The sequence below is a fragment of the Geothrix rubra genome, from assembly GCF_030268065.1.
Taxonomy (GTDB): domain Bacteria; phylum Acidobacteriota; class Holophagae; order Holophagales; family Holophagaceae; genus Geothrix; species Geothrix rubra.
In genome coordinates this window covers 169,509-186,637 of the sequence record NZ_BSDD01000001.1, presented here as the reverse complement: position 1 = coordinate 186,637, position 17,129 = coordinate 169,509, and the positions used below count along the sequence as shown (strand labels likewise).

At 70.7% G+C, this 17,129-nt stretch carries 17 protein-coding genes and 1 tRNA gene; 9 read left to right on the top strand and 9 right to left on the bottom strand.

Going from position 1 to position 17,129, the window contains the following annotated elements; translation table 11 throughout:
- Positions 1-51: 51 nt before the first annotated feature.
- Positions 52-1,248 carry a phosphoglycerate kinase gene (locus QSJ33_RS00785; protein WP_285722155.1) on the top strand — a complete coding sequence of 399 codons (1,197 nt, stop codon included), beginning with the start codon at positions 52-54 and terminating at the stop codon, positions 1,246-1,248.
- Positions 1,249-1,267: 19 nt separating this feature from the next.
- Here QSJ33_RS00785 and QSJ33_RS00780 read toward each other — a convergent pair whose 3' ends face one another.
- A complete protein-coding gene (locus QSJ33_RS00780; protein ID WP_285722153.1) occupies positions 1,268-1,795 on the bottom strand; it encodes a DUF3224 domain-containing protein in 528 nt (175 codons plus the stop codon).
- Positions 1,796-1,893: 98 nt separating this feature from the next.
- Between QSJ33_RS00780 and QSJ33_RS00775 the strand changes: the two genes are divergently transcribed.
- Entirely contained in the window at positions 1,894-2,700 is an 807-nt protein-coding gene (locus QSJ33_RS00775; protein WP_285722152.1) for a helix-turn-helix domain-containing protein, read from the top strand.
- 84 nt (positions 2,701-2,784) lie between these two features.
- Positions 2,785-3,519: a triose-phosphate isomerase gene (gene tpiA / locus QSJ33_RS00770; protein ID WP_285722150.1), complete on the top strand. Its 735-nt coding sequence runs from the start codon at positions 2,785-2,787 to the stop codon at positions 3,517-3,519.
- A gap of 21 nt (positions 3,520-3,540) precedes the next feature.
- Here the strand turns inward: tpiA and QSJ33_RS00765 are convergent, their stop codons facing one another.
- Both QSJ33_RS00765 and QSJ33_RS00760 read right to left on the bottom strand, forming a co-directional pair.
- Positions 3,541-4,284 carry a zf-TFIIB domain-containing protein gene (locus QSJ33_RS00765; protein ID WP_285722148.1) on the bottom strand — a complete coding sequence of 248 codons (744 nt, stop codon included), beginning with the start codon at positions 4,282-4,284 and terminating at the stop codon, positions 3,541-3,543.
- On the bottom strand, positions 4,284-5,027 hold the full coding sequence (locus tag QSJ33_RS00760; RefSeq protein WP_285722147.1) for a hypothetical protein: 744 nt from the start codon (positions 5,025-5,027) through the stop codon (positions 4,284-4,286). Before QSJ33_RS00760 ends, QSJ33_RS00765 begins: the two co-directional genes overlap by 1 nt.
- A 189-nt stretch (positions 5,028-5,216) precedes the next feature.
- On the opposite strand from QSJ33_RS00760, the gene aroF reads away from it, so the two are divergent.
- From aroF to QSJ33_RS00740, 4 genes are all read left to right on the top strand, one after another.
- On the top strand, positions 5,217-6,248 hold the full coding sequence (gene aroF / locus QSJ33_RS00755) for a 3-deoxy-7-phosphoheptulonate synthase (RefSeq protein ID WP_285722146.1): 1,032 nt from the start codon (positions 5,217-5,219) through the stop codon (positions 6,246-6,248).
- Between the two features lie 38 nt (positions 6,249-6,286).
- On the top strand, positions 6,287-6,643 hold the full coding sequence (secG, locus tag QSJ33_RS00750; protein WP_285722145.1) for a preprotein translocase subunit SecG: 357 nt from the start codon (positions 6,287-6,289) through the stop codon (positions 6,641-6,643).
- A 72-nt stretch (positions 6,644-6,715) separates the two neighbouring features.
- A tRNA-Leu gene (locus QSJ33_RS00745) sits at positions 6,716-6,801 on the top strand.
- A gap of 85 nt (positions 6,802-6,886) precedes the next feature.
- Positions 6,887-7,990, top strand: a complete 1,104-nt coding sequence (locus QSJ33_RS00740; RefSeq protein WP_285722143.1) for an A/G-specific adenine glycosylase — start codon at positions 6,887-6,889, stop codon at positions 7,988-7,990.
- On the opposite strand, the gene QSJ33_RS00735 is transcribed toward QSJ33_RS00740, so the two are convergent.
- From QSJ33_RS00735 to QSJ33_RS00710, 6 genes are all read right to left on the bottom strand, one after another.
- A complete protein-coding gene (locus QSJ33_RS00735; RefSeq protein WP_285722141.1) occupies positions 7,962-8,948 on the bottom strand; it encodes a GHMP family kinase ATP-binding protein in 987 nt (328 codons plus the stop codon). The genes QSJ33_RS00740 and QSJ33_RS00735 overlap by 29 nt on opposite strands.
- Positions 8,938-9,678 (bottom strand): tetratricopeptide repeat protein, encoded by a 741-nt coding sequence (locus QSJ33_RS00730; protein ID WP_285722140.1) that lies wholly within the window; start codon positions 9,676-9,678, stop codon positions 8,938-8,940. Before QSJ33_RS00730 ends, QSJ33_RS00735 begins: the two co-directional genes overlap by 11 nt.
- Before the next feature lie 82 nt (positions 9,679-9,760).
- The gene (gene pal, locus QSJ33_RS00725; protein ID WP_285722137.1) at positions 9,761-10,366 is read right to left on the bottom strand and encodes a peptidoglycan-associated lipoprotein Pal; all 606 of its coding nucleotides are present in this window, start codon (positions 10,364-10,366) and stop codon (positions 9,761-9,763) included.
- 70 nt (positions 10,367-10,436) lie between these two features.
- Entirely contained in the window at positions 10,437-11,729 is a 1,293-nt protein-coding gene (locus tag QSJ33_RS00720) for a hypothetical protein (protein WP_285722135.1), read from the bottom strand.
- 38 nt (positions 11,730-11,767) lie between these two features.
- Complete coding sequence (locus tag QSJ33_RS00715; RefSeq protein WP_285722134.1) at positions 11,768-12,166, bottom strand: (deoxy)nucleoside triphosphate pyrophosphohydrolase; 399 nt, start codon at positions 12,164-12,166, stop codon at positions 11,768-11,770.
- Complete coding sequence (locus QSJ33_RS00710) at positions 12,163-12,975, bottom strand: ribonuclease HII (RefSeq protein ID WP_285722132.1); 813 nt, start codon at positions 12,973-12,975, stop codon at positions 12,163-12,165. Before QSJ33_RS00710 ends, QSJ33_RS00715 begins: the two co-directional genes overlap by 4 nt.
- A gap of 112 nt (positions 12,976-13,087) precedes the next feature.
- Here QSJ33_RS00710 and QSJ33_RS00705 point away from each other — a divergent pair, with 112 nt between their 5' ends.
- A complete protein-coding gene (locus tag QSJ33_RS00705) occupies positions 13,088-14,002 on the top strand; it encodes a phosphate/phosphite/phosphonate ABC transporter substrate-binding protein (protein WP_285722130.1) in 915 nt (304 codons plus the stop codon).
- An 8-nt stretch (positions 14,003-14,010) separates the two neighbouring features.
- A complete protein-coding gene (locus QSJ33_RS00700) occupies positions 14,011-17,049 on the top strand; it encodes a PAS domain S-box protein (RefSeq protein WP_285722128.1) in 3,039 nt (1,012 codons plus the stop codon).
- The last annotated feature ends 80 nt before the right edge of the window (positions 17,050-17,129 follow it).

The window sequence follows — 17,129 nt, the reverse complement described above, 5'->3', positions numbered from 1 at the left end:
ACGACCGGATCTTCCGTCAGAATGGATCTTTACCATTCGCAAGGAGCGGCCATGGGCTTCCAGTCGGTTCGGGATCTCGACGTCAAGGGTCACCGCGTGTTCCTGAGGGCGGACTTGAATGTGCCCCTCAAGGAGGGCCGCATCACGGATGCCACCCGCATCCGCGAGACCCTGCCCACCCTGAAGCACCTGCTGGAAGGTGGCGCCTCCGTGGTGCTGGCCTCCCACCTGGGCCGTCCCGAGGGCAAGGGCTTCGAGGCCGCCTACAGTGCCGCGCCGGTGGCGTCCTGGCTCAAGGAGCAGGGGATCGACTGCCGCCTGGCCAGCTACGTGAACGGCGAGGCCGTGGAAGCCGAAGCGGCGGCCCTGAAGCCGGGCCAGGTGCTCCTCCTCGAGAACCTGCGCTTCGAGAAGGGCGAGACCAAGAACAAGGAGGATTTCGCCGCCAGCCTCGCGAAGCTGGCCGACACCTATGTCGACGACGCCTTCGGCGCGGCCCACCGCGCCCATGCCTCTGTGAGCGGCATGGTTCCCCACTTCCCCAAGGACCGCATTGCCGCGGGCTTCCTCATGGAGAAGGAGCTGAAGGCCCTGGCGAAGGTGACGGAGCACCCCGACAAGCCGCTGGTGGTGATCTTCGGCGGCGCGAAGGTGAGCGACAAGATCGAGCTCATCCAGAACTTCCTGGGCAAGGCCGACGCCATCCTGATCGGCGGCGCCATGAGCTACACCTTCCTCAAGGCCCAGGGGTTCCAGATCGGGAAGAGCCTCTGCGAGGAGGACAAGCTGGACCTGGCCCTCGACCTGCTGAAGCATGCCGAGGCGAAGGGCACCCGCCTCATGCTGCCCCTGGACCATGTCGTGGCCACGGAGTTCAAGGAGGACGCGGACTGCGCCATCACCCAGGACCAGAACGTCCCGGCGGACCGCCTGGCCCTGGACATCGGCCCCGAGACCGTGGCCACCTACGCGGCGGAGATCCGGGCGGCGAAGACCCTGCTCTGGAACGGGCCCATGGGCGTCTTCGAGATGCCCCCCTTCGCCAGCGGGACCCTGAGCATGGCCGAGGAGCTGGCCGAGGCGTCGGACAGGGGCGCCTTCGTGCTGGTGGGCGGCGGCGACAGCGTGGCTGCGGTGAACAAGGCCGGCGTGGGCCCCCGCATGTCCCACGTCTCCACGGGCGGCGGGGCCAGCCTCGAGTTCCTCAGCGGCCTCGAGCTGCCCGGCGTCGCCGCGCTCCAGCGCTGACGCCCGGCGCCCCCCGCGCTCACGGGACCTCCGGCAGGGTGTAGGCCAGCGAGTACGTGTGCTGGCCTTCGGTGATGGTGATGGTCATCCTGCCGGCCAGTCCCTCCAGCTCACCGGTGCCGGAGTCTGGAACCACCTGGACCGTCCAGTCCCCGGGCACGCCGCGGGACATCACGGCGCTGTGTTGCAGCAGGAAGGTGCCCCTCCGCCCATGGAGGGTGCCTTCCACCCGTTCGATGGCCGTGTAGCCTGCCGATCCCTTCACCCCGGTCATGGCCGTCAGCATCTCGCCCCGGCTGGTCGCGTCGAGGTCGCCCTGGAAGCGCTTCTCGATGGCCATCCGGCCCGGCGCCCAGGCGCCGGTCGGGCCCGATTCGGGAAGGGGCGTCAGTTTCACGTCGAAGGAGCCTTTCGCGAGGGCCGTCATGCGGGCCTCCTTTCTCGGGAACGTGGTTTCTGGACTGGCCGACCCGATCGGCGGCGCCGGCGTCGGCACGAGGCAGGCCACCAGGGCAAGCATGGGCTTGAGGACGGACGGAAGCTGCACGGATGCTCCCTGGGGGGAATCCCATCGGCGTCCAGGATCGGCCTAGCCGGCGTGCAGGTATTGTAGAAACGCGTCAATTGAAACGTCCGGAGTACTGAATGGTCCAGCCGGTCGAGTGGTGGCCCCGGGGGGTGGTGGATGGCGAATCCATGCGTCGGCAGGCCCCGGCCGGGCGCTTCCTGGCGGAGGGTCCGCTCGCCGATCTGGTCGAGCACTTCTGGACGGTGCGCTGGGACCGGGGCGGCCTGCCTCCCGTGACCCGGGAGACCCTCCCCCACCCCTCGGTGCACCTGGTCATCGAGGCCGGGCGGTCCGGCCTTGCGGGGGTGCACACCGGGCGGTTCATCCGCACCCTGGAGGGCCGGGGACGGGTGCTGGGGGTGAAGTTCCGCCCGGGCTGTTTCCACCCCTACTGGGGCCGGTCCGTGCGGGAACTCACCGACCGGGTGCTTCCGCTCACCGCCGTCTTCGGCGCCGAGGGAGCGGCCCTGGAAGCGGCCGTTCTCGCGTGCCCAGAAGACAGGGAGGCGGCCTCCGCCGCCGAGGCTTTCCTGCTCGCGCGCCTTCCCCGATCCGACGCGAAGGCGCAGCGGGCCCGGACCATCGTGGCGCGGATCCTGGAGGACCGGGAGCTGACGCAGGTGGAGGCGGTGGCCCGGGAGGCCGGCATGAGCCTGAGGTCGCTGCAGCGGCTCTTCCAGGAGTACGTGGGCGTGAGCCCCAAATGGGTGATCCAGCGGTACCGCCTCCACGACGCCATGGAACGGCTGGAGTCGGGCCAGCCCGTGGATCTTCCGGGACTGGCCCTGGCGCTGGGCTTCTTCGACCAGGCCCACTTCATCAAGGCGTTCAGGACCCTCCTCGGCCGGACGCCGGGGGTGTATGCCCGGCTCCCGGAAGGCTGATAGCCTCGAGGACGCCATTCCTCTCCGCACGGGCCGCGCCAGGCCCCCGCTGCTCAAGGCGGCCCCGCCCAACCAGGAGATCCCATGCGCTGCGTCGTCGCCAACTGGAAGATGAACCTGCTCGCCGCTGACGCGGCCGCCTGGAGCGAGGGCTTCCTGGCCCGATACGCACCGGCGTCCGGGGTGGCTGTGGGCGTCGCCCCGCCCTTCCCGCTCCTGCGGCAGGTCGGGGATGCCATCCGGTCGAGGGGCGTGCGCATCTTCGCCCAGAACGGCCACGCGGAGGCCAAAGGGGCCTTCACGGGCGAGGTCTCCATGGCCCAGCTCCAGGATGCGGGTTGCGCGGGCGTCATCCTGGGCCACAGCGAGCGGCGCCAGCTCTTCGGCGAGACGGACGCCGCCCTGGTGAGGAAGGTGAAGGCCGCCCGCGAGTGGAACCTGCTGCCCCTGCTTTGTGTGGGCGAGACGCTGACGGAGCGCCAGGCCGGATTCACGCTGGAGGTCCTCGGCCAGCAGCTGTCCATCCTCGCCGAGACCGGGCCTGGCCCCCTCTGGGTGGCCTACGAGCCGGTCTGGGCCATCGGGACGGGGCTCCGGGCCGAGGCCGACCAGGTGCGCGAGGCCCACGCCTTCATCCGCGCGAAGCTGGACCTCTTCATGGACCGGGGCGACTACCAGGCCCCCATCCTGTACGGGGGGAGCGTCACGCCGGAGAACTTCCCCGAGCTGCTGAACATCCCCGAGGTGGCCGGCGGCCTGGTGGGTGGCGCGAGCCTGGACCCCGCCAAGTTCGCGGAGCTGGCGAAGCAGGCGGGCTAGAGTCTGTGTTGAAAACAGACCCTAATCCCGGTCCAGCAGGTGGCGGGCGGCCCCCAGGAGGAGGCCCGCCAGGCTCGGGCCTGTGATCCAGGTGGAGGGCGGCGCAGTGTCCAGTCCCAGCCCGAAGGAATCCCCGGAGGACTCTGGCCGGGCGACGGTCCGCTGGGCCTCCTTCAGCTCCTCCAGGTCCCTTTCCCGGGACCGGTCGAGCCCTCCTTCCTGGATGAACACCAGTACGCGGCGCAGCTCGTCCCGGTCGAACCAGAGGCCGTGATCCTTGCAGATGTCCAGCACCACCCCGGAGCGCTTGGCGTAGTTCACGCGATTCATGCGCTGTGCGCAGCGGGGGCAGGGTCGGTACTGGACCGCCGCCAGCCCCTCCGCGGGGCCCACCTTCGGGGTCTGCCCCGGAAGCGCCCCGAGCACCGCCCCCTGCCCCTCGCGGCTGGCGGCCAGCCCCTCGAAGGCCTCCCGCTCCAGCCAGAGCCCCCCGCAGGCCAGGCATTCCTGCACGGCCAGTTCGCCCACCTGGGCGCGGCCCAGGGGCTTGGCGCAGGCCGGACAGGGCGCCCCATCGGGCGTCCCCGCCTCCCGGGACCGGATGGCGACGCCACAGGCCGGACAATGGGTGGCCGTGAGGGGAACCAGGGCGAAGCAGGCCGGGCAGGCCACCGTGGCAAGCTGGGCCTTGCAGTAGGGGCACTGGGGGGCTTCGGCGGGAACCGAGGCCCCGCACGCGGAACAGCGGATCGCTCGTGCTTCCATCAGTCCTTCTTCGGCTCGGGGGCAGGTTCAGGCGTGGCGGGCTGCGGCGCGGGAGGCTGGTAGAAGCGCTGCTCGCTCACCGCCATCATGTGGAAGTCCTCGGAGAGCCTGCGCACCACGACCCGGGCGAAGCCCTTGGCCTCCTCCTCCCGGATGCGGTCCACGTCGTCCCTGGAACCCGGCGGCAGGGGATCCATGGATTCCACCACCTCGTAGGGATCCACGCTGGTCACCCAGAGCGGCTCGGGATTGCCGGGCTGCATGAGCCGGACCTGAGCGCGGACCCGGCTGGGGCGGTACCCCAGCCGTTCATCGGTGCGGTCCCGCTCCGCGGCGACGTTGCTGCCGGCCCACAGGCCCCAGAACAGACCATCGAAGAAGGCGCCCTCCCGGTTTCCCGCGGCCGCGCTGAGCAGCCCCACCGCCACGCCCGTGGTCGCGCCCACCACCGCTGGATGGGGCGAGCCGGGGGAGGGGGCCAGGTCCCGGATCTCCACCTGGAGCTGGGCGGCGCCCGCCGGAGGCGTCACCCCCTCGGGCACCACCACCAGGCGGGTGGCCAGGCGGGCCCTCAGGGCCGCGGCGAACTCCTTGCGGTAGGCCTCGCGTTCCGGCACTTCCGGCGGCATGCTCACGGCCACGGTCACCGGCGGGGGCTTGCGGAGGAAGCCCTCCACGTCGGGCCGGCGGCAGCCGAAGGCGGCCAGGAGAGGGACAAGGAACAGCCAGGATGCACGGCGCATGGCGGACCTCCGCGCCCCAGTGTGGTGCCGACCCCCTGGCCCTGTCCAGGCGCAGGAGCCGAGGGGGATAGAATGGGGATCCTGCGAGGCCCGAGGCTCATCCTCTTCGCCCTGGCGGGCTCAGATCCCGGATTCGATCGCACGACCTCCACCTCCGCACCGGCCGCACCGATTCCCTGAGGACCCGGAATGCTCATCCTGATGGAACCCTCCGCCACCCCCGACCAGGTCCGGGAGGTGCTCGTCCTGCTGGAGGCCTCGGGCATCCGCTGCCAGGTCAACGAGGCGCCCGAGGCGCTGAGCATCGTGGCGCCCCACGCCTCGCAGGCCCTCAAGCCCGATCGCATCGAGCCCATGGCCGGGGTGCGGCGGGTGGTCCCCATCACCAGTCCCTTCAAGCTCGCCAGCGCCGACGCGGCCACCGGCCGCACCGTCGTGGACGTGCGGGGCGTCCGCATCGGCGGGCCCGAGCTCGTGCTGGTGGGTGGGCCCTGCGGCGTGGAGAGCCGCGACCAGCTCTTCACCGTGGCCCGGTACGTGGCCGAGGCGGGCGTGAAGCTGCTCCGGGCCGGGGCCTTCAAGCCCCGCACCAGCCCCTATGCCTTCCAGGGCCTGGGGCTGGAAGGCCTGCGGCTGCTGGAGGAGGTCCGCGCGGAATTCGGGCTGGGCATCGTCACCGAGGCCACGGAGGTCGAGACGTTCGACGACGTGGAACGCAGCGCGGACATGATCCAGATCGGCGCGCGGAACATGCAGAACTTCGCCCTCCTGCGCCGGGCGGGCCGGGCCGGGAAACCCGTGCTGCTGAAGCGGGGCCCCTCCGCCACCCTGGAGGAGTGGCTCTACGCCGCGGAATACGTGCTGGGCGAGGGCAACCGCCAGGTCGTGCTCTGCGAGCGGGGCATCCGCACCTGGTCCGATCACGCCCGCAACACCCTGGACGTCAGCGTGGTCCCCGCGGCCAAGGGGCTCACCCACCTGCCCGTCATGGTGGATCCCAGCCACGCCACGGGGCGGCGGGACCTGGTCATCCCCTGCGCCCTGGCCGGGGTGGCGGCGGGCGCGGACGGACTGCTGGTGGAGACCCACTGCCATCCGGAGAAGGCCCTCAGCGACGGGCCGCAGGCGCTCCTTCCCTCCGACTTCGTGCGGCTGGTGGAACTGGCCCAGGGGGTCCACCGCGCCCTGCAGATGCCCACGGCCACCGGGCTCTGGATGTAGGAACCCTCCCATGGCAGACTAGGTGGTTCGGAGCACCCATGAATGGCCTGTCCCTCACCATCCTGATCATCTTCGGCGTGCTGCTGGTGGGCACCATCCTGCTCCAGCCGGGCACCAAGGGCGGCGGCCTCGGCGCGTCGTTCGGCGGGGGCGGCGCGAACTCCGCCTTCGGCGCCCAGGGCGCCACGCCCTTCCTCTCCAAGGCCACCTACTGGCTGGCCGCGGCCTTCCTGGGCACCACGCTCATCATCGAGGTGCTGGTGGTGCGCTCGAACCGGTCGGTGCTCGACAAGACCGCCGACCAGCCGGCGGTCCAGACGCCCGCGGCCCCCGCCTCCGCACCCGCGGCCCCGCAGCCGGCGGCGCCCCAGGCGCCCGCTCCCGCCAAGAAGTAGGATCGGCGCCCCTCCCGCCGATTTCCGGGCATTGACCATCCCGGCCCTTCAGGTAAACTGGTCCTTCCACGTGCCCGCGTGGTGAAATTGGTAGACACGCCATCTTGAGGGGGTGGTGGCCACAAGCCGTAGCAGTTCGAGTCTGCTCGCGGGCACCAAGTCGAGAGCGCCGGAACCGGCGCTCTTTTGCTGTCCACTCCCGGCTGCCGACGACCGGGCGCCGATAGCTGATAGCTTCAGACCATGTCCTGGCCTTCCGCTCCCGAGTTCCTCGCGCCCCTGGCTCCCTGGTTCGACCGGGTGCGGCGCGAACTTCCCTGGCGGGCGGCGGATCTGGAGGCGCCGCACCCGGACCCCTACGCGGTGCTGGTCTCCGAGCTCATGCTCCAGCAGACCCAGGTGGCCACGGTGATCCCCTTCTTCACGCGATGGATGGAGCGCTTCCCCACCCCGGCCCGCCTCGCCGCTGCGGACGAGGACGCCGTCCACAAGGCCTGGGAGGGATTGGGCTACTACCGCCGCGCACGGTTCCTGAAGGCCGCCGCGGGCACCGTGGCCGACGAGGGCTGGCCCACCGATCTCCAGGGCCTGGCCGCACTCCCGGGCCTGGGCCCCTACACCGCGGCCGCGGTGGGGGCCATCGCCTTCCAGTGGCCCACGCCCGCCCTCGACGGCAACGCCTTCCGCGTGCTGGCACGGCTGCTGGAACTCGACGGCGATCCGAAGACCCGCGCGGCCGACCTGCGCACCTGGGTGGCTCCGGCCCTTGCGGCCCTCGGGCCTTCCCGCCTGACCCAGGCCCTCATGGAGCTGGGCGCCACGGTGTGCACGCCGCAGCCGGCCTGCGGCCGCTGCCCTCTGGCCGATCGCTGCGGCGCCCGCGTCGCGGGCCGCGTGGCGGAGATCCCCCCGGCGACCCGTCGGGCCCAGGTCCGTTCGATCGAGCTCTGGCTGCTGGCCGTGGAGGCGGAGGACCGCTTCCTGCTCCACCCGCCCGCCGTCCGAGGGCTCCTGGCGGGCCTCTGGCGCTGGCCCACCCTGGAGGTCACCGCCGGGGACGCGCCCGGCGGGCCGCCTCCGGGCCTGCAGGGCTGGCCGGGCTGGACCCAGGTCTACACCCACCGGCGGGAAGCCGTGCGCCCCCTGCACCTCCAGCTGGAGGCAGGCTTCCAGGAGGCCTCCGGGCTGCGTTGGATGCCGCGGACCGGACTGGCCGCACTCCCCATGGGCAAGCGGGACCAGCGCCTGCGGGACCTGCTCCGGACCCCCGGCGAGGCCCCCCTGGAGGCGCCCGATCCCCAGGCGCTGCTGTCCCGGCTCAGAGCCGATGGAGCCCCTTCGGCGTGATCCGCAGGTCCAGGGGCGGCAGGTCCATGGCCCGCAGGGCGGCCTCGGCTTCCTCGCGGCGCCCATCCCTGGCCACCAGGAGGCAGCAGCCGCCCCCTCCCGCGCCGCAGGGTTTCATGCCCGCGTACCAGCCCTCGCGGTGCCCGCGGTCCCGCACCGCCCGCATGGCGTCCGTCTCCACGGCCGGGGACATCCGCGTGCGGGCCTGGCCCTCCCGTTCCAGGAGCTCCGCCACGGCGGCGGGGTCGGAGGAAAGGGCCACGGCCATCTCCCGGGCGATGTCCCGGATGTCGGACAGCGACTGTCGGGTCCGCGCATCGCGCTCGATGAACCGCCGGTAGGCCTCCCAGTTGGTGAGGCCCGAGTGGTGCGGCTGGCCGGTGTAGAAGACCACGAGCCGGGCCATCAGGTCGGGATGGGGCGCCAGCCGCTCCCAGCGGGGCTCCGGGCCGTCCCAGTGCAGGGCCAGGGCTCCGCCCAGGGCGGCCGGATAGTAGTCCTGCCAGCCCGCAGGGGTCTGCAGCTCCCCCGATTCCAGGTGCCGGAGCAGCGGCACGCGGGAGGCCAGTCCCTCCCCGGCCGCCAGGTCGAGAGAACTGCCCAGCAGGCCGACGCCCAGGCAGGAGGAGACGCCCAGGCCCGATCCCTTCGGCACGGGGCTGTGGATGACGGCCTCGGCCGGAGGCCGCGGCGCCGCGTCGAGCACCCGCCAGACCCAGGCCAGGCCTTCCGGAGCCTGGGCCGGCCACCGGTCGAATCGGAGATCCAGGTCCAGGTCCCGGCTCGCCAGCCGGTGTCCAGTCCCCTCGCGTCGGACATCGATCCCGATCCAGAGATCCACCGCGGCGTTGACGGTGAGGCAGCCGTCAAGCAGGGCGTAGATGGGCCAGAGGTCGAGGGTCCCACCCGCGAAATCCACGCGGACGGGGACCCGCCAGCGTTCAGGTTCAGAGGCCAAGGTCGCTCAGTTCCTGCTGGGCGGTGCGCGCCTCCGGGGTGTCGGGGAACCCGTCCACCAGCTCCTTGAAGGCCTTCACCGCGGCGGGCTTGAGCCCCTGCTTCAGCAGGCACTGGCCGCGCTTCAGCTTGGCCGGGAGGAACTGCGGGGAGGCGGCGTGGTCCTTGATGATGCGCTCGAAGGAGGACTGGGCCTGGTCGAACATCTTCTGGTTGTAGAAGCAGAGCCCGAGGAAGAACAGGGCATCCGGGCGCTTGGCGCTCTGGGGATAGTTCTTCAGGAAGAGTTTCAGCCCCTCGGCGGCCAGGGAGTAGTTCCCGCGGTTGTAGTCGAGCACCGCGGCGTTGAAGGCCCGTTCGTCCTCGGCGGCCTGGACGGCGGCCGCCGGGGTCTCCCCCGGGGTCTCGATGACGATGGGGCGTCCGCCGGCGCGCCGCATGTCCCCCATGCGGTTGTTCAGCACGCGGGTGGTGTCCTTGAGCTGGCGGAGGTTCTCCTGGAGGTCCGCCTGGAACCGGCGGTCCTGGTCCCGGGCCTCCTCGGCCGACTTGTGCTCGGTGGCGGCCAGCTTGTTGCCGTCCTCCACCTGTTGACGGAGCTTGAAGACCTCGAGCTTCAGGTCACCCACTTCCTGTTCCACCCGCCGGAGCTGATCCTCCGAGGTGCACCCCAGGGAGAGGGCAGCCGCGAGGGCCAGGACCGGAAGGGACAGCCTGCGGAGGGTCGGCATGGGCGCTCCTGGATCGTGATGCTTCCATCCTAGACGAAAAAGCGGGGACCGAAGTCCCCGCTTTGCCCGGATGGAACGCGTCCTACTTGAGGTGGAACTCGTCGCGGCGGTTCTGGCTCCAGCAGGCCTCCTTGGCCTCGGTGCAGAGGGGCTTCTCCTTGCCGAAGCTGATGGTGGTGAAGCGGGCCTCGTCCACGCCGAGGGTCTTCAGGTAGGCCAGCGCGGCGGCGGCACGGCGGTTGCCGAGGGCCAGGTTGTACTCGTTGGTGCCCCGCTCGTCGCAGTGGCCCTGGATCTCGACCTTGGCCTGGGGGTAGGCCTTCATGAAGTCCGCGATGCCCTGCAGGAGGGCCCGGTCGGCCTCCTTGATGTCGGACTTGTCGAAGTCGAAGTGGATGTTCACGAGGGCCTTGTCGGCGGCGGCCTTGAAGGCGGCGGCGGCGGCCTCCTCGGCGGCCTTCTTGGCGGCAGCCTCCTCGGCGGCCTTCTTGGCGGCGGCCTCCTCGGCGGCCTTCTTGGCAGCGGCTTCGGCGGCGGCCTTGCGGGCGGCTTCCTCGTCAGCAGCCTTCTTAGCCGCGTCGAGCTCCGCCTGGGTGGGGCCGGTGGGGGCCGGGGCCGGCTTCTGGCAGGCGACGGTGCCCATCAGCAGGGCCAGCGTGGCGATCGGGATGAGACGGGAAGGGCGCATGGTGTTTCCTCCGGTGTATGAGAGTAGCAACTTGAAAAATGACGGAGAACGAAATTTGGAGAAAAAAATCTCAGCGAGCCCGGGTCCACGCGGGACTCTGGCAGTTGGTGAGGTCGGAAAGGCGGACCACCTGCCGACCCGAGAGGTCGGTGGTGAAGAGCTGCATGGAACCGAACCGGTTGCTGGTGAACACCAATCGGCGCTCGTCAGGCGACCAAGCAGGCGATTCCGAGGTGTTGACGCCGGTGGTGATCTGATAGGCCTTTCCTTCCCCTAATTTGTAGATGAAAAGATCGAACTTTCCCTCAAAACGCGAGACATAGGCGATCATCGCCCCATTGGGACTCCATGCGGGGCTGGCGTTGTAGGTTCCCTCGTTCGTCAGGCGTCGGAGGTTCGAGCCGTCGCTCTGCATGAGGAAGACCTGGGGCCCGCCCTCCCGGTCCGAGGTGAAGGCGATCTGGGTGCCATCGGGGTTCCAGCTGGGTTCCGTGTTGATGCCGGATCCGTCCGTGAGCCGCCGCACGTGCCCGGTGGCCAGATCCAGCACCATGATGTCCGTGTTGCCGCGACGGTCGCCCTGCACGAAGGCGAGGCGCTTGCCGTCCGGCGACCAGTCGGGGCTGGAGACCATGCCGCCACCCGCCGCCTCGTAGAGCTTCACCTGGGCGCCGCCCGCCGTGCGCTGGCCCCAGATCGCCGGTGCGCCGCCCTTGTAGGTCACGTAGGCCAGCCGTCCGTCCGAAGCCACGCTCGGCGACAGGGACAGGCTCCCGTTCCGGGTGAGCTGGAGCACGTTGGCGCCGTCCCGATCCACCTGGAAGATCTCCTTCACCCCCGGGGAGAGCTGCCGCACGAAGACGATCCGGCTGGAGGCGACGCCCCGGACGCCAGTGAGCTGGAAGACGAGATCGTCGGAGAGCGCGTGGGCCAGCCGGCGCAGGGGCACGAGCCGATCCGCCTTGTAGGGCTTCGTGAACACGACCTTCTCAGCGTTCGTGTCGATGGCCGACGCCTCGAGCTGGACTTCTCCACCGGGAGCCTTGGTGAGCCGGGTGGTCAGGAGCCACTGGGCTCCGGCCTCCTTCCAGGCCTTGTAGCTGGCGGGATCCGTGGCCGTCGGCAGCTTCTCCTTGAGGAGCCCGAACACGCCGGTCTCATCGAGGTCGCGCTGGAGGACGTCCGTGAAGTCCCGGGCTGCGCTGGCCTCGTCGAGGCCCGTGACTTTCGGTGGCGCCACCGCCAGCACCAGCTTGGATCCGCTGGTGGCGCTCAGCACCACCTCCGTCTGCTGGGCGGAAAGTCCCAGTCCGGCGAGGGCGGCAAGGGCGCTGAAGAGAATCCGAAACAGGGCTCGCGTCATGACGTCTCCGGGCCTTGGGGCCGGACCAGACTATCAGATCATTCCGGGCCATCCCCCGCGGGAGCTCGCAGGCCCTTGAGCAGCGGGACATTCGCCTCGGGGAGCGGCAGCCGGAGCGCCTCCTCCAGGGTGAACCATCCCCAGGCCAGGGGCGTGCGGGGCTCACCCTGGGCCCGCACCTGGAAGGGATGTAGACGGACCATCAGGTCCGGATAGATGTGCTCCAGGACCGGGAGGCCGTGCAGGGCCTCCACCGCCAGGGCCACTTCCTCCCGGAGTTCCCGCCGCAGGGCCGTCTCGGGGGTCTCGGCCGCCTCCACCTTCCCGCCCGGGAGTTCCCACCGGCCGGGCAGCACGGCTCCCGTCGGTTCCCGCCGCTGGAGGAACAGGCGGCCCCCTCGCCAGATCACCGCGAGGGCCACGTCCACCCCCTTCACGCCAGGCCCTCGGCCGCGGCCACCTGGGCCAGACGTTCCGCATACCGCCGGCGGAGGGTCTCTACCCACACCAGCTTCAGGCGCCCGTAGGACGGACGCAGGGCCGTGGCCACCCAGCCCTGCAGCTCCGCCACGGAGGCGCAGGCCTCGAGGCTGCGGCGCAGGGTGTCCCGCAGGTCCTCGTCCACGGTCTGGAGGGCCGCCACCGGCGCGTAGCTGATGCGGTGGACGGGTGAGACCCCCAGCTCCCTGATGCGGGCGCGGTGGAGGGCGGTGCCGTAGCCCTTGTGCTGGCCGAAGCCGTAGCCGGGGTGCTGTTCCTCCAGGCCCACCATGAGCGCATCCCGGTGGGCCTTGGCCAGGATGCTGGCGGCACCGATGGCGCAGCTCACCGCGTCGCCGTCCACCACAAGCCGCTCCGGAAGCCCGGTGCGGGGGGCCCGGTTCCCGTCCACCAGGAGGAGGCGGGGGCGGGTCGGGAGGTCGGACACCGCCTGGCGCATGGCCATGAGGGTGGCCTCGAGGATGTTCTCCCGGTCGATGGCCAGGGCGTCCACCTCGGCCACGGCCCAGGCCGGAAGCACCGACTTCAGCTCCCGGGCCAGGACTTCCCGCCGCTCCGGCGTCAGCTGCTTGCTGTCCCGGACGGCACGGAGCACGTGACCCCACTTGTGGACCGACTCCGCGTCCAGCACCGCGCAGGCCGCCACCACGGGCCCGGCCCAGGCCCCGCGACCGGCCTCGTCCACGCCTCCCCAGGCGATGCCCGGGGGCACGTTGCCAAGGTCCCAGTCCAGCGGATTCACCATGGGGAGACGCTAGCAGGAACCCCGGGAGCCGGACCATCCCGGATCCGGTGCATGGTCCGGCCGGAATCCCGGCCCTATCCTTTGGCTGGTTCCATCCGATCCGGAGCCAGGCATGGGACACCCGCAGCCCTTGCGACACCGACTGGCCGGCCTGCTCCTGGGCATGATGATGGCCTGCGCCCGCTCCGGCTCCGGGGAGGACGGTCCCCGCTACAGCCGGGACCCGGTGGACCCGCGGCCGGAGTATGTCTTCGCCGTGCATCCCCTGCACAACCCCGCGCGCCTGTTCGCCGTCTACGGACCGATCCTCGATCGCATCCGGGTTGAGTGCCCGGACCTCCGGATCCGTCTCGAGGCCTCGAAGGACTATCACGCCTTCGAGGAGAAGCTGGCCGCCCGCAAGGTCCACTTCGCCCTGCCCAATCCCTATCAGACGATCCGGTGCCAGGCCGCCGGCTACCGCATCTTCGGGAAGATGGGGGACGACCACCACTTCCGGGGGATCATCCTGGTACGCCGTGACAGCGGCATCGGCTCGGTCCAGGACCTGAAGGGCAGGTCCATCGGCTACCCGGCCTCGACCGCCCTCGCGGCCACGATGATGCCCCAGTACTTCCTCCAGACCCACGGCCTGGACGTGGCCCGGGACACCCGCAGCGTCTACGTCGGGACCCAGGAATCCGTGATCATGAACGTGTACCTCCGCCTCACGGATGCAGGCGCCACCTGGCCGGTGCCTTGGCTGAAATTCATCGAGGAGCACCCCCAGGAGGCCGCGGCGCTCGTCGTCAAGTGGCGGACCGGAACCCTGCCCAACAACGGACTCGTGGTCCGGAATGATGTGCCCGGGAACGTGGCCGGCCAGGTCGAACGGGTCCTCTTCGCCCTCCACCGGGATCCCGAGGGACGGCGCCTGCTCGACCGGATCCCCCTCTCCCGGTTCGAACCCGCCACCGCCGAGACCTATGCTCCGGTCCAGGTCTTCATGAAACGCTTCAATGCGAAGGTCCGCCCCATGGACGGCTAGGAGCCGACGTGACCCGAGATGGCCTCTCCAGATCCCGGCCGCGGCACCTCTGGCCGCGTGCCTTCCGTCACCGTCTCCTGGCCGGAACGGCCCTGTCCCTGGGTCTGGCCATGGTGCTGTTCATCTCCCGGGTCGCCCTCCAGCAGCGGTCAGGGCTCCTGAGGCAGAGCGAGGACCGGGCCAGCGTCCTCGCCCAGGCCCTGGCAGCGAGCAACCTCTCCGAATTCCTGGAATCCGACATCCAGGGCATGGTGGACCTCCTCCGACCGCTGGCGGCCTATCCGGATCTCCGCTATGCCATGATCCTCACGCCGGAGGGTCGCGTGCTGGCCCACACCGATCCCTCCCTCGTGGGGCAGTACCTCTCGGATGAGGGCAGCCGGACCTTCCTGGCAGGCCCCGCCCGGCCGACCACCCTCATCCGGACGGACCGGCTGATCGACGTGGGGGCGCCCATCCTGGCCGAAGGGCGGGCCGTCGGATGGGTCCGGGTCGGCCTCGGCCAGGAGGCCACGACAGCCAGCCTCCGGGCCCTCGTGCGCGACGGGGCCGCGTTCACCGCCCTGGCGCTGGTGCTGGGGGCCATGGTCTCCCTCCTCGTGTCCCGGCGCCTTTCGGCCGGTCTCGATCGCCTGGTGGCCCTCGCCCGGGAGACGGACCCCAACCACTCCGACATTCCCTCCCGTCGCGACGAGCTCAGCGAGCTGGGCCGCGCCTTCGACCGCCTCACACGGGAGCTGGACCACCGGGTGCGCGACCTGCAGGGCCGCGAGCGCTTCCTCCACGACCTCATGGAGCACCTCACCGTGGCCGTGCTGTCCCACCGCCTGGACGGGGCCCTCGAGTACGCCAATCCCGCCGCCCTGGCCCTCCTCGGCCTGCCCCTGGAACAGATCGAGGGCAGGACGCTGCAGGAGCTCGGCGTGGCCCTCTTCCAGGAGGACGGCCAGATCCTCGAAGCCGGTGAGTTCCCCGTGGCAAGGGTTCTCCGGGAACGCACGTCCATCCGGGGCCAGGTGCTCGGATTCCGCAAGGGGGACGGCACCCCTTCCCGGTGGACCCTGCTGGACGCCTTCCCGGAGGTCGACCTGACGGGCGGCATCCGGCGCATCCTCGTGGCCTTGGTCGACATCACGGAGCGGCAGGAGGCGAAGATCAGGCTCAAGCAGACCCTCGCTGAACTGGAGGACCTCTACCAGAACGCGCCCTGCGGCTACCACTCCCTGGGACCGGACGGCACCTTCCTCCGCATCAACGACACCGAACTCAACTGGCTCGGCTACGCCCGGGAGGAGGTCGTGGGGAGGATGACCTTCCTGGACCTCGTGACCCCGGCCAGCCGCCATGTGTTCCTGGAGAACTTCCCGGACTTCATCCGCCGGGGGTGGGTCCACGACCTCGAATTTGACATGGTGCGCAAGGACGGCAGCCTGCTCTCGGTGCTGGCGAATGCCACCGCCATCAAGAACCCGGATGGCACCTACCTCTACAGCCGGTCCACCCTGACGGACGTCACCCGGCGCCTGAAGGCCGAGCGCGCCCTCCGGAGCAGCCAGTCCAGCCTGGCGGATGCCCAGCGCATCGCCCGCCTGGGGAACTGGGACCTGGATCTGGTGGAAGGCACCCTCACCTGGTCGGAGGAGATCTACCACATCTTCGAGCTCGACCCTGCGGCCTTCGGGGCCTCCTACGAGGCCTTCCTGGACGCCATCCATCCCGAAGACCGGGAGCGGGTGGACCGGGCCTACCGCGGCTCCCTGGTCGACCGGAAGCCCTACGACATCGTCCACCGCCTGCTGATGCCGGATGGCCGCGTCAAGCACGTGCACGAGCGGTGCGAGACGCACTTCGATCCCGACGGGAGGGCCCTCCGTTCCGTGGGCACCGTCCAGGACATCACCGACCAGGTGCAGGCGGAGGAGGAGCGCCGCCGCCTCGAGGCGGAGGTGCAGCACTTCCGGCGCCTCGACAGCCTGGGCAGCCTCGCCGGCGGTGTGGCGCACGACATGAACAACATCCTGGCGGTGATGATGAACCTGTCCGAGCTGCAGCTGGAGCGGCTGACTCCCTCCGATCCCGCGGCCCAGTCCTTCGACCTCATCCGGAAGGCCTGCACCCGCGGCGCGGATCTCGTCCGGAAGCTCACGCAGTTCGCGCGAAAGCAGATCGAGAAGGCCGAGCCGCTGGATCTCAATGCCCTGGTACGGGAGCAGCGGGAGCTCCTGGAACGGACCACCCTGCGAAAGGCCGAATGGGTCACCGACCTCGCCGATCCCCTGCCGGTGGTCATGGGGCAGGCCTCCGAGATCGGCAATGCGATCATCAATCTCAGCCTGAACGCCCTGGACGCCATGCCCCGCGGGGGACGGATCACCCTGAGGACCCGCGCCCTTTCCACCGGTGGCGTGGAACTGAGCGTGGAGGACAACGGCACCGGCATGCCCCCCGAAGTGCTGGCCCGCGCCCTGGACCCCTTCTTCACCACCAAACCGGTGGGCAAGGGCACCGGCCTGGGCCTCGCGACGGTCTACGGGACCATGAAGGCCCACGGTGGCACGCTGGAGATCCGGAGCGAGGTGGGCCAGGGCACCACCGTCCACCTCCGGTTCCCTCCGCCGGCGATCGTCCCCCGGGAAGCCTCCCAGTCCCAGGCCTCCGCGGGCGCGTTGCCGCCGCTCCGCGTGCTCCTCGTGGACGACGACGAGCTCATCCGCCTCACCCTCCCGCCGCTGCTCAAGGACATGGGGCTCGCCGTGGAGACCGCCGAGGACGGCCTCCAGGCCCTGGAACGGCTCAAGGCCCCACCCACCGTCGAGCTCGTGATCCTCGACCAGAACATGCCCCAGCTCTCGGGCCTCGAGACCCTCGACCGGATCCGGGCCGAGTGGCCCACCCTCCCCGTCCTCCTCGCCAGCGGCTACCGGGAGCCCGAGATCGCCGCCCTCCCCTCCCGGCACGCCAGGGTGGCCACCCTGGAGAAACCCTACAGCCTGGAGACCCTCCGGCAGACCCTGTCCCGGCTCCTGTCCGAACCGCCCCGGCCGTGAAGCCAGCTCAGCAGCGGAGCGAGAACTTCGCGATGAGCCAGGTCAACCCGTTCCGGGACCGAGCCTGGCGCTGCGGGGCA

Coding starts and splice junctions, on each gene's coding strand:
- QSJ33_RS00785 (WP_285722155.1), top strand. CDS start 52: ATGGGCTTCCAGTCGGTTCGGGATCTCGACGTCAAGGGTCACCGCGTG.
- QSJ33_RS00775 (WP_285722152.1), top strand. CDS start 1,894: ATGGTCCAGCCGGTCGAGTGGTGGCCCCGGGGGGTGGTGGATGGCGAA.
- tpiA (WP_285722150.1), top strand. CDS start 2,785: ATGCGCTGCGTCGTCGCCAACTGGAAGATGAACCTGCTCGCCGCTGAC.
- QSJ33_RS00765 (WP_285722148.1), bottom strand. CDS start 4,284: ATGGAAGCACGAGCGATCCGCTGTTCCGCGTGCGGGGCCTCGGTTCCC.
- QSJ33_RS00760 (WP_285722147.1), bottom strand. CDS start 5,027: ATGCGCCGTGCATCCTGGCTGTTCCTTGTCCCTCTCCTGGCCGCCTTC.
- aroF (WP_285722146.1), top strand. CDS start 5,217: ATGCTCATCCTGATGGAACCCTCCGCCACCCCCGACCAGGTCCGGGAG.
- secG (WP_285722145.1), top strand. CDS start 6,287: ATGAATGGCCTGTCCCTCACCATCCTGATCATCTTCGGCGTGCTGCTG.
- QSJ33_RS00740 (WP_285722143.1), top strand. CDS start 6,887: ATGTCCTGGCCTTCCGCTCCCGAGTTCCTCGCGCCCCTGGCTCCCTGG.
- QSJ33_RS00730 (WP_285722140.1), bottom strand. CDS start 9,678: ATGCCGACCCTCCGCAGGCTGTCCCTTCCGGTCCTGGCCCTCGCGGCT.
- pal (WP_285722137.1), bottom strand. CDS start 10,366: ATGCGCCCTTCCCGTCTCATCCCGATCGCCACGCTGGCCCTGCTGATG.
- QSJ33_RS00720 (WP_285722135.1), bottom strand. CDS start 11,729: ATGACGCGAGCCCTGTTTCGGATTCTCTTCAGCGCCCTTGCCGCCCTC.
- QSJ33_RS00710 (WP_285722132.1), bottom strand. CDS start 12,975: ATGGTGAATCCGCTGGACTGGGACCTTGGCAACGTGCCCCCGGGCATC.
- QSJ33_RS00705 (WP_285722130.1), top strand. CDS start 13,088: ATGGGACACCCGCAGCCCTTGCGACACCGACTGGCCGGCCTGCTCCTG.